A 15,615-nucleotide genomic window follows, 5' to 3' on the forward strand; every position below is an offset into this window, starting at 1 on the left:
AACCTGCATCTTGTATCAAACATTGACCTCTGCTCCTGGCCCTTGGAGGCGTCGATGCCCTGCCCCGCGAGTCCCCCGGGCGATCCGCAGCACGTCGCTCGCCCGTTCCGTGAAGGGCTGCTGTCCCTCGATCCGCCGCATCTGATCGGCGCGCGGTGCGGCGCTTGCGGTGTCACGACGTTCCCCGCCCGCGACGTCTGCCCGTCCTGCCGCGCCGAGGACGCCCCCGCACCCACCGCGCTCTCGACCGAGGGGCGGGTGCACTCGTTCACCGTGGTGCGTCAGGCGCCGGCCGGGACTCCGGTGCCGTACGTCCTGGCCTGGATCGACCTGCCCGCCGACGACGTCCGGCTGATGGCCCAGGTCGTGGGGCCGGCGCCCGAGGACGTCGTGCTCGGCCTGCCGGTGACCCTCGAGCTCGTCCCGTTCGGGACCGGCGACGATGGTGTCGAGCTGCTCGGACACCGCTTCCGCGCGACGCAGGAGGCTCCGGCATGACCCTGGCCCCCGCCCACGTGGCCGGCGTCGGCATGGTCCGCTTCGGCAAGTACCCCGCCGACGTCACCCTCGAGCACCTCGCCGTCGGCGCGGCCCGCCGCGCCCTCGGCGACGCCGGCGCGCCGCGGACCGCGGTCGACGGGCTCTACGTCGGCCACGTCTTCGGCGGTCCGGTCGCGGGGCAGCGGATCGCCGCCCGTCTCGGCATCGACGGCCTGCCCGTCTCCAACCACGAGAACTACTGCGCCAGCGGGGCGACCGCGCTCCGCGAGGCCTGGGTCGCGTTGGCGGCGGGCCTGCACGACGTGGTCCTGGTGGTCGGCGTCGAGAAGATGACCGACCGTGTCGCCGGCGGCGTCCGGCCCGACCCGGGCGACCTCGACGCGGCGGTCGGCTACGTCATGGCTGCCGGACACGCGATGAGCGCCCGCCGCTACATGGCCGACCACGGCGCGACCCGCGAGCAGGTCGCGGCCGTCGCGGTGAAGAACCACGCCCACTCGGTGCACAACCCGTACGCGCAGTACCAACGGCCGATCACCCTCGAGCAGGTGCTCGGCGCCCGCCCGATCGCCGAGCCGCTCGGCCTGCTCGACTGCAGCCCCATCTCCGACGGCGCCGCGGCGGTGCTGCTGGCCGGCCCGGCCGGGCTGCGCCGCCTCGGCATCGACGATCCCGTGCCGCGGGTGCTCGGCGTCGGCCTGGTCAGCGGGTCGGTGCAGAGCGGCACCGGTGACCTCAACGCGGAGGAGGTCTCGCGACGCGCCGGCGCGGAGGCCTGGAAGCTCTCCGGGGTCGGCCCCGAGGACCTCGACCTGGTCGAGATGCACGACTGCTTCACCATCGCGGAGATCGTGCGCCTGGAGGGGCTCGGCCTGCTCCCGCACGGCGGAGGGGCCGCCCTGACCGCCGAGGGGCACACCACGCTGGGCGGCCGGCTGCCGGTCAACCCGAGCGGGGGGCTGCTGTCCCGCGGCCACCCGGTCGGAGCCACCGGCGCCGCCCAGGTCTGCGAGCTGACCTGGCAGCTGCGCGGCGTCGCCGGCGGGCGGCAGGTCGACGGCGCCCGGACCGGGCTGGCCTACTGCAAGGGCGGCACCGTGAACGGCACGGACGGCGGGTCGGTCACCACGGTGGTGATGGCCCGATGAGCACCCCCGTCGTCGAGGTCGCCGTACGCGGCGAGGGCAGCGTCCTGTCCGCGGTCCGGGCCGCGCTCTCGACCGTGCGCCCGGCGGCCCCGGCCGCGGTCGTGGTCCCCGCCGTGCCCGGCCCCGGACCGCTCGCCGAGCTGGGTGACGACCGGCTCGACGCGCTGGTCGGCGACACGCTCGACGCGGTGCTCGCCGATGTCCGGGCCACGCTCGGGCAGCCGCTGGACCGCCTGGTGTTCGTGCTCCCGCACGCCCCGCTGATGGGCGTCGCCGACGGCGTCGCCGCCTCCGCGGTGGCCCACGGCGTGCTGTCGATGGCGCGGACGCTCGCGATCGAGCTGGCCCGCGACGGCGTCACCGTCAACGTCGTCGCGGCCGACGTGGACGCCCCCGCTCCCGGTGCGCTGGCCGCTCAGCTCGGCGCGCTGCTGGGCGCCGGCGGCGAGGCCATCACCGGGCAGGAGATCTACCTGACCGCGGGCACCGACCTGGGGAGGGCGCGGCCGTGACGACCACGACGCGGACGGCACTGGTCACCGGCGGCGCCGGCGGCATCGGACGGGGCATCGGTGCCCGGCTGGCACGCGACGGGTTCCGCGTCCTGCTCGCCGACCGGGACGCGACGGCGGTGCGCGAGGCCGCCGAGGCGGTCGGGGCCGAGCCCTGGGTGCTCGACGTCGCCGACCCCGACTCCCGGCGCGAGGCGGTGACCAGGACCGGCGGGTGCGACCTGCTGGTCAACTGCGCGGGTGTGCTGCGCGACGCCCGCGTGCGCCGGCTGGAACCCCCGGTGTTCCGGCGGCTGACCGAGATCAACCTCCTGGGCCCGATCGCGCTGGCGCGCCTGGTCGCACCGGACATGGCCGCGCGCGGTGCGGGGGCGATCGTCAACATCGCCTCCCGGGCGTGGCTGGGGACCTTCGGCTCGACCGCCTACTCCACCGCCAAGGGCGGGCTGGTCGGCGCCACCCGCTCGCTGGCTCTCGAGCTGGGCCGCCACGGGATCACGGTCAACGCCGTCGCGCCCGGATTCGTCGAGACACCCATGACCGAGGGCCTCCCGCCGGAGGTCCGCCGACGCACGCTCGAGGCCATCCCCGTCGGACGCGCCGGCCGCCCCGACGACGTCGCCGACGCCGTCTCCTACCTGGCCGGCGCCGGCTACGTCACCGGGCAGGTGCTGGTCGTGTGCGGCGGGCGCAGCATCGGCGCGCCCTACGCCACGCCCGTCGAGGAGGCATCGTGACCAGAGCCGGTACGGACGGTCCCCTGGCCGGAGTCCGGGTCGTCGAGTTCGCGGGCCTCGGGCCGGGACCCTTCGCTGCGATGCTGCTGGCGGACGCCGGCGCGGACGTCGTCCGGGTCGACCGGCCGTCGGGGCCGGTCGACGGCGGGGCGCTCACCCGCGGGCGGCCGTGGCTGGGCCTGGACCTGAAGTCGGACCGCGGGCGGGACACCGCACGGGACCTGGTGCGCCGGGCCGACGTGCTCGTCGAGGGCTTCCGGCCGGGCGTCATGGAGCGCCTGGGTCTCGGCCCGCAGGAGTGCCTGGCCGAGAACCCCGGCCTGGTGTACGGCCGGATGACCGGCTGGGGCCAGGACGGGCCCCGCGCCCACCAGGCCGGCCACGACATCAACTACCTGGCGCTGACCGGGGCGCTGCGCTCGATCGCCCGCCGCGGCGAGGCACCGCTCCCGCCGCTGAACCTGGTGGGCGACTACGGCGGTGGCGGCATGCTGCTCGCCTTCGGCATCGTCACCGGGCTGCTCGAGCGCCGCACGGGAGGCCGGGGCCAGGTGGTGGACGCCGCCATGGTCGACGGCGTGAGTCTGCTGATGACCGGCATCTGGAGCCGGGCGGCGCAGGGCCGCTGGTCCGGCGAGCCGGGCACCAACGACATCGACTCCGGTGCCCCGTTCTACGACGTCTACGCCACCGCGGACGGCGAGTACATGGCCGTCGGCAGCATCGAACCGCCGTTCTGGGCCCGGCTCCTGGACGGACTCGGGATCGACCCCGCCGGGATGCCCGACCAGTGGGACCGGCCGCGCTGGCCGCAGATGAAGGAGACGGTCGGGGCCGCGTTCGCGACACGCACCCGGGCCGCCTGGACCGAGGTCTTCGACGCCCTCGACGCGTGCGTGACCCCGGTGCTGTCGATGGCCGAGGCACCGGCCGACGCCCACCTGCACGCTCGCGGCACGCTCGTCTCCGGGCCCGGCGGGGTGCAGCCGGCCCCGGCGCCCCGGCTGGACCGGACGCCCCTGCGCACCGGCGACGCCGAGCCGTCGGCGCAGGACGTGTTGGCGCGCTGGGGCCTGCGGCAGGAGGTGCTCGCGCGGTGACCACCACCCGATGCGCGGTGATAGTTTATCCGCGAAGGGCGGGACCAGGAGGTGCGAGCGTGGCTGGACGAGCCCGTCTGCAACGCCGTGCCATGGGCGTCGAGGTGGCCGAGCACATCCGGTCCATGATCTTCGACGGCCGCCTGCAGGCGGGGCAGCGCGTCCCCCAGGACGCGATCGCCGAGGAGCTCGGGGTCAGCCGGCTGCCGGTCCGCGAGGCGCTGATCGCCCTGGAGGCGGACGGGCTGGTCGCCACGGAGGCACACCGCGGCACGTTCGTCGTGCCGATCCGCTCCGAGGACATCAGCGACCACTACCGGCTCTACGGCATGGCGCAGGGCCTGGCCGCGTCCGGGGCGGTGCGCCGGATCACCGAACCCGTGCTGGCCAGGCTCGACGAGCTGCACGCTCGGATGTGCGAGAGCGACGACGCGGACCTGCTCCACGATCTGAACTGGGAGTTCCACTCCCTGATCAACAAGACCGGGGGGAGCCGGCGCACCCTCTCGGTGCTGCGGCAGCTCTCGCACAACCTGCCCCGCGAGGTCTACAGCCTCCCCGCGGCCGCGGGACCGGAGGCCAACCGCGGACACGCTCGCATCCTCGCCGCCCTGCGTCGCGGGGACGAGGCGGAGGTCGACCGGGCCAACCGGGAGCACGTCGAGCACGAGGGCGACCAGGTGGTCGCCGCGCTGAAGCGCGACGGCGTCCTCGCCGACTGATCGCGGCGGAGCAGCGCGTGATCGCGCGCTCTATGTATCAAACATCAGACTAGGAGGACGCCGTGGACACCTCCGTCGCCGTCGTCGGGCTCGGCAGCACGGCCTACGGGGCCCTGGGCCGCCGCGCCGACGACCTGGCCGGCGAGGCCCTGCGTGCCGCACTCGCCGACGCCCGGCTCGTCCCGGGCGAGGTCGACGGGCTGCTCACCCACCGCGTGGACAGCTACGAGGCGCTCGCCGCGGAGCACGGCCTCGACCCGGCCTGGACGGCCGCCCTGCCGCCGGAGGGTCGCATGACCGGCCCGGCCCTCCAGCTGGCGGCCACCGCGCTGCGGGCGGGGCAGTGCCACACCGTCGCGCTCGTGTACGGCAACGACAGCCGGACGCGGGGCGCCACCTACGGATCGGGCGGATCGGGCTCCACGGCGGCCGGGGAGGGCTACGGCACGACACCCGCGCTGCTCGCGCCGTACGGCATGACCTCGCCCGGCGCGTTCTCGGCGCTGATGCTGGCCCGCCACCGGTACCGGTACGGCACGACCGAGCGCCAGCTCGGCGCCGTCGCGACGACGTGGCGTGCCCACGCCCGGCTGAACCCGGCGGCGATGCGTCGCGACGTGCTCACCGTCGACGACTACCTCGGCGCCCGCTTCGTCGTCGAACCCCTGCGGCTGTTCGACTACTGCCAGATCAACGACGGCGGGGTCGCGGTCGTGCTCACCACCCTCGACCGGGCCCGCGACCGTCCCCACGTGCCGGTGCAGGTGCTCGGCGCCGCTCAACGCGCCCGGCTGACCGGCTCGGACCTGCCCCCGGACGACTTCTGGGCCGGCGCGCTCGGAGAGGTCGGCCGCGCCGTCGCCCGCGCGAGCGGGCGGGACCGGGACGCCGTGGACGCCCTGATGGTCTACGACAACTTCAGCCCGAACGTGCTGTTCACCCTCGAGGGGCTGGGCTGGTGCGCACCCGGCGAGGCCGGCGGGTGGGTCGAGGACGGGCACGCCGCGCTCGGGGGCACGCTGCCCTGCAACACCTCCGGCGGCCAGCTCTCGGAGGGCTACCTGCAGGGCTGGGCGCTGGTCGCCGAGGCCGTCCGCCAGCTGCGCGGCGACGGCGGAGCGCGCCAGGTCCCCGGGGCGCGCACGATCCAGTACGCCTGTGCGGCGCCGGTCACCTCGACCGTGCTCTTCGGGAGGGAGGCCTGATGCACGTCTCGCGGACCGTCTCCGAGCACGTCGAGGGGCTGCGCCGCGGCGAGCTGCGCGTCTCCCGTTGCGGCGCGTGCGGTGTCCCGGCCTTCCCTCCGCCACGGCTGTGCCCGCGCTGCGGTGCCGCCGACGCCGCCACCTGGTTCACCGCTTCCGGCCGGGGCGTGCTGTGGAGCGTGGCGGTGTTCCACCGGACCTACCTGCCCGAGCACCCTGCGCCCTACCCGGTCGCGGTGGTCGAGCTGGTCGAGGGTCCCCGCCTCGTCGCCACCCTCACCGACCCCACCGTCCCGGTGGGGTGCGCCGTGATCGCGGAGATCGACGCGCGCGCCGACCCTCCGCGCATCGCCTTCCGCCCCGACGACCACGAAGGAGCAGCGAGATGATCACTGGTACCCGGCCCGCCAGGGCCACCGACCCGATCCCCGGACCGCCGGGACCGACCGTGCCCGCCGTCCTCGACGACCTCGTCGCGCGGCGACCCCACGCGGAGGCGGTGGTCGGCCCGGAGGGGCGGATCACCTGGGCCGAGCTCGGCGACCGGGCAGCCCGGTTCGCCGCCGCTCTCGCCGACGCCGGTATCGGCCGCGGGGACCGCGTGGCGGTGCTGCTGCCCAACGGGGTGCGCTGGATCGTCGCCGCGTCCGCGGTGCTGCGGGTGGGCGCGGCGGTCGTCCCGGTCAACACCTGGTACCGGGCCGCCGAGCTGGAGCACGTCCTGGGCAGCTCCGGGGTGCGGATGGTCGTCACCGACACGCGCGTGCTCGGCCGGGACACTCTGGCCGAGCTCGACGGCGCCGGCTTCGCCCGCCCCTTCCGGCCCGGAGCGGCCCCGGGTGCCGACGGCTACCTCGGTGCGCTGCTCTGGCCGGCCACGCTCGACCTCCCCTCGGCCAGGGCGCCTCGCCCGCTGCCCGCACCCGACCCGGGCGACCTCGCCCTGCTGCTGTTCACCAGCGGGAGCACGGCGCGGCCGAAGCCGGTGCCGCTGCGGCACGGGAAGCTGGTGCGCAACGGCTACGAGATCGGGCGGCGCCAGCACCTGGTGCCCGGGGACCGGCTGTGGATCGCGGCCCCGTTCTTCTTCGGGTACGGCTGCTCCAACGCGCTGCCGGTGGCCCTGACGCACGGCGTCACCCTGTGCCTGCAGGAACGCGTCGCCGGCGACGAGTCGCTGGCGTTCATCGCCCGCGAGCGCTGCACCGTCTACTACGGGCTCGGGGCCACCACCCGCAACCTGGTGGGCGCGCCGTCGTTCGGGCGCCACGACATCTCCACGCTGCGCACCGGCACCACCGGTTTCACCCCGGAGGACAAGCGCCTGGTCGTCGAGGAGCTCGGCGTCACCGAGATCTGCAGCATGTACGGGCTCACCGAGGCCTACGGCCACTCCACCGTCTCCGACGCCCACGATGACGTCGAGGTGCGCCTGCAGACATCCGGCACCGTCGTGCCCACCCAGGAGATCCGCATCACCGACCCCGACGGCACCCCGCTGCCCCGCGGCACCACCGGCGAGATCGAGCTGCGCGGCTGCGTCATCGACGGCTACCTGGGCCCTCCGGAGCTCGACGAGGGCAGCTTCCGCACAGGCGGCTGGCTGCGCACCGGCGACCTCGGGTTCCTCGACGACGCCGAGCGGTTGCACGTCGTCGGGCGGCGCAAGGAGATGCTGAAGGTCAAGGGGATCAACATCGCCCCGCTCGAGATCGAGGAGCTGCTCGGCGGCCATCCCGCCGTCGACCAGGCCTACGTCGTCGGCGTGCCCGGTCCCGAGGGTGACGAGCAGATGGTCGCCGCCGTCGTGCCGCGCACCGACGCGACCGACGACGCGACCGACGAGCACCTGCCGGCCGTGCTGACCGACCACGTGAAGGCCCGGGCCGCGGGGTACAAGGTGCCGTCCCGGATCGTGGTCCTCACTCAGGGCCAGCTCCCCCTGACCGACACCGGCAAGGTCAGCAAGCGCGCCCTGCGCGACGTCCTCGCCGGTGAGCAGGGATGAGCCGGATGGGCTCCCGTCTCCTCGCCGAGGGCATCGGCTTCACCGAGGGACCCCTGTGGACCGACGACGGACGCCTGCTGGTGGTGGCCATGTCCCGCGGGCTCGTCGTGGAGATCGATCTCGAGGGTGGGGTCGTCGACGGCACCGAGGTGGGCGGCGGGCCGAACGGGCTCGCGGAGGGGCCCGACGGAATGGTCTGGGTGGCCCAGAACGGGGGGACGATGCGTCCGAGCCGTTCCCCCCGGCCGGCCGGGCCGGGGCTGCAGCGTCTCGGCCAGGGGGAGGTGCACGACGTCCCGGTCCCGGGTGCGCTCGCGCCTAACGATCTCGTCACGGGCCCGGACGGACGCCTCTGGTTCACCGACCCCGGGCTCGCCGATGACGTCGGCCGGTTGTGCGCCCACGACCCCGTCGACGGGACGACCTCGGTGCTCCTCGACGGTCTCGTCTTCCCGAACGGGTTGGCCTTCGGGCCCGAGGGCGACGTCCTCCACCTCGCCGACACCGCGGGCGGTGTCGTCACCCGGCACCGGTGGACCGGGGAGCGGCTGGTGCCCGACGGACCGCCCGCCGTCCTGCCCGCGGGCGGGCCGGACGGTCTGGCCGTCGACGCCGACGGTCGGCTCCACGCGGCGGCACCCGCCGCCGACGCCGTGTTCGTGTTCGCCCCGGACGGACGGCTCGAGGACGAGATCGACCTCGGTGGTCCGGCCTTCCCCACCAACCTGTGCTTCGCCGGGCCGGGGCTCGACGTGCTGGTCGTGACCGCGGCGCGCGGCGGGCGGGTGCTCGTCGTCGACCGCCCCGCCGCGGCACCGCAGCGGCCGCTGACCCGCGTCGCTCACGGTTGGCGACAGCGCAGCGCCCCCACCGTGTCCAGCGCGGCGGCGAGGTCCGCGATCAGGTCGTCGGGGTCCTCGAGCCCGACCGAGAACCGCAGGTGCCCGTAGCGGCGGAACTCCGCGGGCCAGTACGCGGCCCGCGCTGCCGTGGTGCCGACGTGCACGACGAGGCTCTCGTCGTGTCCCAGCGACACGGCCGAGGTGATGACGCGCAGGTCGGCGACGAAGCGGTTCTGCAGCGCGGCGTCCCCGTCGAGCGCGAAGGCCATCATCCAGCCCCCGCGCCCGCCGAACTGCCGCTGCGCGAGCGCGTGCTGCGGGTGGTCGGGCAGCCCCGGGTAGGTCACGTACGCGACGGCGGGGTGATCGGCGAGGAACTCCGCGACCCGCTGCGCCGAGGAGACGTGCTGGCGCAGGCGCAGCGGCAGGGTGATCGCGCCGCGGGAGATCAGCCAGGCGTTGAACGGCGAGACGACCCCGCCGACGTCGACCATCGCCTCGGCCCGGATCGCGTCGACGAGCTCGTGCGCGCCCACCACGACCCCGCCCATCGCGTCGCCGTGCCCGTTGATGACCTTGGTCAGGGAGTGCACGACGAGGTCGGCGCCGTCGGCGAGCGGCCGGTAGAGCGGCGGCGGGGTGAACGTGGAGTCCACCGACAGCAGCGCCCCGCCCGCGTGGGCGATCTCGGCGACGGCGGCGACGTCGCACACCCGCGTCGTCGGGTTGGCGATCACCTCGGTGTGCACGAGCTTCGTGGTCGGGCGCATCGCCGCGCGCACGGCGTCGGGGTCGCTGGTGTCGACGAACGTGGCCTGCACGTCGTAGCGCTGCGGGAGGATCTCGGCGAAGAGCCGGTACGACGCCTCGTAGGTGACGTCCGAGACCACCGCGTGGTCGCCCGTGCGCAGGAACGTGAAGAACACCCCGTGCAGGGCGGCGACACCGGTCGCGAGCACGACGGCGTCCTCGCCCTGCTCGAGCAGCGCGAGCTTCTGCTGCAGCGCGCGCTGGTTGGCCCCGGTGTTGCGGGTGTAGAGCGGCACGTCGAACCCCGACCAGAACAGCTCCTCGGGGTCGTCCGGCAGCGCGTAGGAGTTCGCCATGACGATCGGGGTGCGGATCGCGCCGCTGCCCGCGTCGACGGCGTTGCCGGCGTGCACCGCCTGCGTCGCGAACCCGAGCGACGCGGGGCGGTCCTTGTCGGGACGTGTCACGCCCGTGATCGTGTCACTCGAGTCGCCCGCGGCGAGGTGGGCGCACGCCACGGCCCCGCACCGCGCGCACGTAGTCCGTTCGGTCCACTTCGGGCGGCGGTCCGTGAGTGATCCGAGGCCCTCGGTGACCGTCGCCGCCAGGACCGCGGAATCGAGGTGGTAGGCCCTTGGCCTGCGGTGATGGTTCCGCTAGGAACGCCTGTGTGAGCTGTCGGGGGGTGCTGGTGCGTCGGCGTCGCGTCGACCTGTGCCGCATCTCCGCCGCAGGCTGTCGCCCCGGCCGCTGAGCCCTCGTCCTCCCCGGTCCGCGACGCGACGAGCGCGGCGGGCCCTCTTTCTCGATCACCGATCCCGCATCCGTCTGGAGCACCCGATGACCGCCATCGTCGACAACCACGTCAACACCGAGGCCCTGCTGCAGGCCCGCGACGCCCTGCGCGAGGCCCCCGAGGCCGCCGAGTTCGTGTGGACGGTGACCTCCGAGTGGAAGCGGGGGACCTACTCGCAGCAGACCATCGAGCACTTCTCGGGTCTCGGCGCGCCCCAGCAGCACAAGCAGGCGTTCGTCGTCGAGGGCGACCACCCGGAGATCTTCGCGTCCGAGGACAACGCGCCGACGCCCACCGAGGTCGTCCTCGCCGCGCTCGCCGGCTGCTTGACCGCCGGCGTCGCCGCGGTCGCGCAGAACCGGGGCATCCAGCTGCACTCGGTCAGGGCGACCGTCGAGGGCAAGCTCAACGTCCTGGGCATCCTCGGTGCCGACCCCGAGGTCCGCAACGGCTTCAACGAGGTCGACGTGCGCTTCGACATCGACGCGGACGCGAGCCCGGACGACATCGCCGCGCTCGTGGCCCAGTCGCAGAAGCGCTCGGCGGTGTTCGACGCCCTGTCCAACCCGACGAACATCAACGTCAGCGTCGGCTGAGCGGCTCCTGCGCCCGGCCCGCCGGGCGTGCCGACCGGTCCGCGAGGTGGCCGACCAGGTGGTCGGCCAGCTCGGCGGTGTCCTGGCCGGCACCGCCGATGTACGTCGAGCGGCGCCGGCGCAGCAGGCTCGACCCGAGCACGTAGACGCCCGGGGCGCCGGTGACCACGCCGCCGTCGTGCTCCAGGCGCCCCTTGTGGTCGAGCACGGGCAGCGCCAGCCAGGAGTGGTCGGGGCGGTAGCCGGTGGCCCAGAGCACGGTCCGGATGCCCTCGCGGTGCAGGTCGATCTCGGTGCGCGGGGCGCTGCCGACGGTGGTGGGGTCGGGGTGGTGGGGGTCACCGAGGTCGTCGGGCCCCTGCTCCCGCGCCCAGGCGTCGAAGCGCTCGAGGAGCCGGCCCAGCTTGAGGTCGGCGAGCCGCACGGTGTTGGCGAGCCCGCCGGAGAACTGGGCGACGCCGTCGCGGATGCGCCCGAGCTTGCCGACGACCTCCACGCCGCGCGCCTGCAGCGTGCCCAGATCGATGTCGGCGTGGTCCGGGCTGCCGACGAGCTGGGGCGACGGGGTGTGCCGCGCGCGGACGATGTCGTCGACCTCGTCGTAGCGCTCGTCGAGGACCCCGGCGCGCTCCATCCACCAGAACGCGTCGCGGCCGCGGTACGCGCGGGGCATGCGCACGTGCTCGCCGGTCGCGATCGTCACGCGGCGCCCGCTGCGCGCGAGCTCGTCGGCGAGCTGCACGCCGCTGGCCGACGCGCCGACCACGAGGACGCCGCCCTCGGGCACGTCGGCGGGCGAGCGGTACCGCGCGGTGCTGATCGAGGTGACGTCGTCGGGCACGTCCTCGGCGGCCGCGGGCAGCGACGCGACGGTGTGGGCGCCGCTCGCGAGGACGACGCTCGCGCAGGTCCAGGTCCCGCGGTCGGTGGTGACCTCGTAGCCCGCGTCGGTGGCGGCGACGCGCGTGACGGTGGTGCCGGTGTGCACGGGGGCGGCGACCGTCGCGGCGTAACCGTCCAGGTGCGCCACCAGCTCGGGCACCGTCAGGAAGCCGTCGGGGTCGGCGCCGGCGAGGCCGCCGTCGCCGGGCAGCCCGAGGTGCCAGGTCGGGGTGAGCAGGCGCAGCGAGTCCCAGCGCTCGGTGCGCCAGGAGTTCGCGACCTCGCCGCGCTCGAGGACGACGTGGTCGATCGACCGCTCCGTGAGCCGGCGGCTCATCGCGAGGCCCGCGTGCCCCGCACCGATGATGACGGTGGTCGCGTGCACCAGGCCGAACCTAGCCACTCATGTGAGCGGAATTCGGGGCGATAGCCCCGAATTCCGCTCACATACGCCGGTCGGCCTACGCCTCGACGCTGACCGCGGCGACGGTGGTGGGGGAGGGCTGCAGGCCGAGGTGCTCGCGCAGCGTCGTGCCCTCGTACTCGGTGCGGAACGAGCCCTTCTCCTGCAGCAGCGGCACCACCTGGTCGGCGAACACGTCCATGCCGCCCGGGGTGATGTGCGGGATGAGCACGAAGCCGTCGGAGGCGTCGGACTGCACGAACTCGTCGATCGTGTCCGCCACCCGCTGCGGGGTGCCGACGAACGTGTGGCGCCCGTTCTTGCGGATCACGACCTCGCGCAGCGACAGGCCCTCGCGCTCGCCGAGCTCGCGCCACTCGTTCGCGACCGCCACCGGGTCCTTGTACATGCGCACGCTCGCGCGGCCCTTCGAGATGTGCGAGCCCGAGTCGACGTCGTCGGCGGTCTTCGGGTCGAACGAGGGGACCGGCCCGTCGGGGTCGACGTCGGAGAGGTCGCGGTTCCAGACCTGCTCGGCGAACGCGATCGCCGTCGCCGGCCCGACCTGCTGGTACTGCACCTGCCGCGCGTTCTCCGCGGCCTCGGACTCGGTGTCGCCGAGCACGAACGTCGCCGCCGGCAGGATCTTCAGGTCCTCGGGGCGGCGGCCGAACTTCGCCAGGCGCGCCTTCACGTCGGCGTAGAACTCCTGGCCGGCCTCCAGCTCGGCGTGCCGGGTGAAGATCGCGTCGGCGCTCGACGCGGCGAACTCGCGCCCCTCCTCGGAGTCGCCGGCCTGGATGATCACCGGCCGGCCCTGGGGGCTGCGCGGCACCGGGAAGCGCCCGGAGATGTCGAACTGGTCGGAGCGGATCGCGAAGCGCCCCGCGTCCGTCGACGGTCCAGCTCCGCTCCGCTCCGTGTCCGACCCGTGGCGCAGGAACCGCCCGGAGGCGGCGTCGGCGACGACCTCGTCGGCGGGCCACGAGTCCCACAGCGCCTGCGCGGTCGCGAGCATCTCCTGGGCGCGCAGGTAGCGCTTGTCCTTGGGCAGGTAGCCGCCGCGGCGGAAGTTCTCGCCGGTGAACTCGTCCCAGCTCGTCACCACGTTCCACGCGGCGCGCCCGCCGGAGAGGTGGTCGAGCGTCGCGAGCTTGCGGGCGACGTCGAGCGGCTCGTTGAACGTGGAGTTCACGGTGCCGGCCAGGCCGATGTGGTCGGTGACGGCGGCCAGGGCCTGCAGGATCGCGACGTTGTCGGGGCGGCCCATGACGTCGAGGTCGTAGATGCGCCCGCCCTGCTCGCGCAGGCGCAGCCCCTCGGCGAGGAAGAGGAAGTCGAACTTCGCGCGCTCCGCGGTCTGCGCGAAGTGGCGGAACGACGCGAACTCGATGTGGCTGCCCGACGCCGGGTCGCTCCAGACCGTCGTGTTGTTGACGCCGGGGAAGTGGGCGGCGAGGTGGATCTGCTTCTTCGCCATCGGTGGCCTCCTCAGGCGCGCGCGTAGCGGTCGGCGGGACGCGCGAGGCCGAAGTGGCCGCGCAGCGTGTCGGCGTCGTAGGCGGTCCGGAACAGGCCCCGGCGCGCCAGCTCGGGGGCGAGCTCGCGGGTGATGCGGGGCAGGTCGTGGGCGGTGACGGCCGGGCGCAGACGGGCGCCGGCGAGCCCGGCGCCGTGCCAGGACTCCAGGACGTCGGCGACGTCGGCGACCGTGCCGGTGAGGGTGCGGGCGTCGCTGCGCAGCTCGCGGCCGTCGGTCTCGTCGAGGCGGGCCAGGCGCTCGCGGGCGGCGTCGGCGCTGTCGTCGAGGACGACGAGCAGGTCGCCGAGCACGTGCAGCGGGTCGCCCGTGCGTCCCACCTCGGCCTCCTCCTCGCGGACCCGGCGCAGGATCGCCTCCGCGTCGCCGGTCGGGCCGTCGCGACCGACCCCGCCGGGCGTGACGAACACCAGGTCGGCGCCGCGCGCGGCGAGCCGGTAGGCGACGTCGACGTGCGCGAGCGCGCTCACCAGCGGCTGGCCCTGCGGCGGGCGCGGCGTGATCGAGGGTCCGCGGACCGAGAAGTGGTCGCCGGAGAAGTCGATGTAGTGCAGCTTCTCGCGGTCGACGAACCGGCCGGTCGCGGCGTCGCGGATCTCGGCGTCGTCCTCCCACGAGTCCCAGAGCCGGCGCTGGACCTCGATGTGGTCGGCGGCCTCGTCGAACAGGCCCTCGCGGGTCTCGTTGCCGTACTCGCGGCGCCCGAACAGCGCGTACTCGTCCTCGCGCGACGACACCCGCACGCGCACGCCGGCGCGCCCGGTCGTCACGTAGTCCAGCGTCGCGATCTCGGTCGAGACGTGGAACGGCTCGGTGTGGGTGGTGACGACCGTCGGCACCAGGCCGATCCGGCTCGTCACGGGCCCGACGCGCAGGGCGACGAGCTGCGCGTCCAGGCGGCCCTGCGCGCGGTCGGCGCGGTCGGAGTCGAGGGCGAAGGAGTCCTCGAACGTCACGAGGTCGAGCAGGCCCGCCTCGGCCTCGCGGACCTGGTCGACCCAGAAGCCCGCGGTGAACAGCTCGTCGGCGCGCGCGCCGGGCTCGCGCCACGACGCGGGGTGCCAGCCGGTGCCGTCGAGGGCGACGGCCAGGTGCAGGGACATGGTCCTCCTGTCGTCAGGTCCGCGCGGGGACGTCGCTCGGGACGCTCAGGGCGGTGAAGTCGGGGCGGGCGCGCAGCCGGAAGCCGAGTGCGGTGTAGAGCCGGATCGCGGTGGTGTTGGTCGCCGCGGCGTGCAGGAACGGGACCTCGCCGCGGTCGCGGACGACGGCGGCCATCGCCAGGACGAGACGCGTGGCCAGTCCCCGGCCGCGGTGGGCCCCGTCGGTGCAGACCGCACTGATCTCGGTGTACCCGGGCGGGTGGAGGCGCTCACCGGCCATGGCGACGAGCGTGCCGTTCTCGACCACGCCGAGGTAGGTGCCCATCGCGATGGTGCGCGGGAGGAAGGGGCCGGGCTCGGTGCGGGCGACCAGCTCGCTCATCGCGGGGACGTCGGCGGGGTCGAGGCGCACGAGGTCGGGGTCGTGGCGGCCCGGGACGGCCTCGCCGACCAGCTGCACGCCGGCCATGGCGCGGAGCACCTCGAGCCCGACGGGCTCCAGGGTGCCGAACGCGGGGACGACGGTGTGGTTCCCGGGGCCGACCAGCGCGGCGACGTCGTCCCACTCCGCGGCGCCGTGCGGCTCGGCGAGGAACGGGGCCACGTCGGGGTCGTAGCGCACCGCGTCGCCGAGGCCCTGCGCGAGATATGCGTGGGCGCCGAGCAGGGACGTGCGGACCGGCTCGTCGAGCGGCCCGGCGGGTGCGGGTGCCACCCCACGCACAACCGCCGGGTCCGGACGACCATTCCGGCGCGGGCCACGCACAGCG

The 15,615-nt window shown here is 74.8% G+C and carries 16 protein-coding genes; 11 read left to right on the top strand and 5 right to left on the bottom strand.

Going from position 1 to position 15,615, the window contains the following annotated elements:
* The first annotated feature begins 54 nt into the window (after window positions 1–54).
* The 10 genes from PHK61_RS14775 to PHK61_RS14820 all read left to right on the top strand — a co-directional run bounded on the left by PHK61_RS14775 (window position 55) and on the right by PHK61_RS14820 (window position 8,883).
* The gene (locus PHK61_RS14775; RefSeq protein WP_274281754.1) at window positions 55–498 is read left to right on the top strand and encodes a Zn-ribbon domain-containing OB-fold protein; all 444 of its coding nucleotides are present in this window, start codon (window positions 55–57) and stop codon (window positions 496–498) included.
* Window positions 495–1,649 carry a thiolase family protein gene (locus PHK61_RS14780; RefSeq protein WP_274281755.1) on the top strand — a complete coding sequence of 385 codons (1,155 nt, stop codon included), beginning with the start codon at window positions 495–497 and terminating at the stop codon, window positions 1,647–1,649. The genes PHK61_RS14775 and PHK61_RS14780 overlap by 4 nt, the downstream gene beginning before the upstream one ends.
* Window positions 1,646–2,161: a Rossmann-fold NAD(P)-binding domain-containing protein gene (locus tag PHK61_RS14785; RefSeq protein WP_274281756.1), complete on the top strand. Its 516-nt coding sequence runs from the start codon at window positions 1,646–1,648 to the stop codon at window positions 2,159–2,161. The genes PHK61_RS14780 and PHK61_RS14785 overlap by 4 nt, the downstream gene beginning before the upstream one ends.
* The gene (locus tag PHK61_RS14790; RefSeq protein WP_274281757.1) at window positions 2,158–2,898 is read left to right on the top strand and encodes an SDR family NAD(P)-dependent oxidoreductase; all 741 of its coding nucleotides are present in this window, start codon (window positions 2,158–2,160) and stop codon (window positions 2,896–2,898) included. The genes PHK61_RS14785 and PHK61_RS14790 overlap by 4 nt, the downstream gene beginning before the upstream one ends.
* Window positions 2,895–3,998, top strand: a complete 1,104-nt coding sequence (locus PHK61_RS14795; protein ID WP_274281758.1) for a CaiB/BaiF CoA transferase family protein — start codon at window positions 2,895–2,897, stop codon at window positions 3,996–3,998. Before PHK61_RS14790 ends, PHK61_RS14795 begins: the two co-directional genes overlap by 4 nt.
* A gap of 59 nt (window positions 3,999–4,057) precedes the next feature.
* Complete coding sequence (locus PHK61_RS14800; protein WP_274281759.1) at window positions 4,058–4,720, top strand: GntR family transcriptional regulator; 663 nt, start codon at window positions 4,058–4,060, stop codon at window positions 4,718–4,720.
* Window positions 4,721–4,782: 62 nt separating this feature from the next.
* Window positions 4,783–5,925, top strand: coding sequence for a thiolase family protein (locus tag PHK61_RS14805; RefSeq protein WP_274281760.1), 1,143 nt, complete (start codon window positions 4,783–4,785; stop codon window positions 5,923–5,925).
* Window positions 5,925–6,314 (top strand): Zn-ribbon domain-containing OB-fold protein, encoded by a 390-nt coding sequence (locus PHK61_RS14810; RefSeq protein WP_274281761.1) that lies wholly within the window; start codon window positions 5,925–5,927, stop codon window positions 6,312–6,314. The genes PHK61_RS14805 and PHK61_RS14810 overlap by 1 nt, the downstream gene beginning before the upstream one ends.
* Entirely contained in the window at window positions 6,311–7,933 is a 1,623-nt protein-coding gene (locus tag PHK61_RS14815; RefSeq protein ID WP_274281762.1) for a class I adenylate-forming enzyme family protein, read from the top strand. Before PHK61_RS14810 ends, PHK61_RS14815 begins: the two co-directional genes overlap by 4 nt.
* 5 nt (window positions 7,934–7,938) lie before the next feature.
* Window positions 7,939–8,883 carry an SMP-30/gluconolactonase/LRE family protein gene (locus PHK61_RS14820; protein WP_274281763.1) on the top strand — a complete coding sequence of 315 codons (945 nt, stop codon included), beginning with the start codon at window positions 7,939–7,941 and terminating at the stop codon, window positions 8,881–8,883.
* On the opposite strand, the gene PHK61_RS14825 is transcribed toward PHK61_RS14820, so the two are convergent.
* A complete protein-coding gene (locus PHK61_RS14825) occupies window positions 8,775–9,992 on the bottom strand; it encodes a trans-sulfuration enzyme family protein (RefSeq protein ID WP_274281764.1) in 1,218 nt (405 codons plus the stop codon). The two genes, PHK61_RS14820 and PHK61_RS14825, sit on opposite strands and share 109 nt — an antisense overlap.
* Window positions 9,993–10,365: 373 nt before the next feature.
* Here PHK61_RS14825 and PHK61_RS14830 point away from each other — a divergent pair, with 373 nt between their 5' ends.
* Window positions 10,366–10,917 (top strand): OsmC family protein, encoded by a 552-nt coding sequence (locus tag PHK61_RS14830; RefSeq protein WP_274281765.1) that lies wholly within the window; start codon window positions 10,366–10,368, stop codon window positions 10,915–10,917.
* On the opposite strand, the gene PHK61_RS14835 is transcribed toward PHK61_RS14830, so the two are convergent.
* The 4 genes from PHK61_RS14835 to PHK61_RS14850 all read right to left on the bottom strand — a co-directional run bounded on the left by PHK61_RS14835 (window position 10,904) and on the right by PHK61_RS14850 (window position 15,560).
* Window positions 10,904–12,184, bottom strand: coding sequence for a flavin-containing monooxygenase (locus tag PHK61_RS14835; RefSeq protein ID WP_274281766.1), 1,281 nt, complete (start codon window positions 12,182–12,184; stop codon window positions 10,904–10,906). The genes PHK61_RS14830 and PHK61_RS14835 overlap by 14 nt on opposite strands.
* Window positions 12,185–12,260: 76 nt before the next feature.
* Window positions 12,261–13,682, bottom strand: a complete 1,422-nt coding sequence (locus PHK61_RS14840; RefSeq protein ID WP_274281767.1) for an NtaA/DmoA family FMN-dependent monooxygenase — start codon at window positions 13,680–13,682, stop codon at window positions 12,261–12,263.
* Between the two features lie 11 nt (window positions 13,683–13,693).
* Window positions 13,694–14,845, bottom strand: a complete 1,152-nt coding sequence (locus PHK61_RS14845; RefSeq protein ID WP_274281768.1) for an LLM class flavin-dependent oxidoreductase — start codon at window positions 14,843–14,845, stop codon at window positions 13,694–13,696.
* Window positions 14,846–14,858: 13 nt separating this feature from the next.
* Complete coding sequence (locus tag PHK61_RS14850) at window positions 14,859–15,560, bottom strand: GNAT family N-acetyltransferase (protein WP_274281769.1); 702 nt, start codon at window positions 15,558–15,560, stop codon at window positions 14,859–14,861.
* Between the last annotated feature and the right edge of the window lie 55 nt (window positions 15,561–15,615).

Source organism: Actinomycetospora lutea, assembly GCF_028737205.1.
Lineage (GTDB): Bacteria > Actinomycetota > Actinomycetes > Mycobacteriales > Pseudonocardiaceae > Actinomycetospora > Actinomycetospora lutea.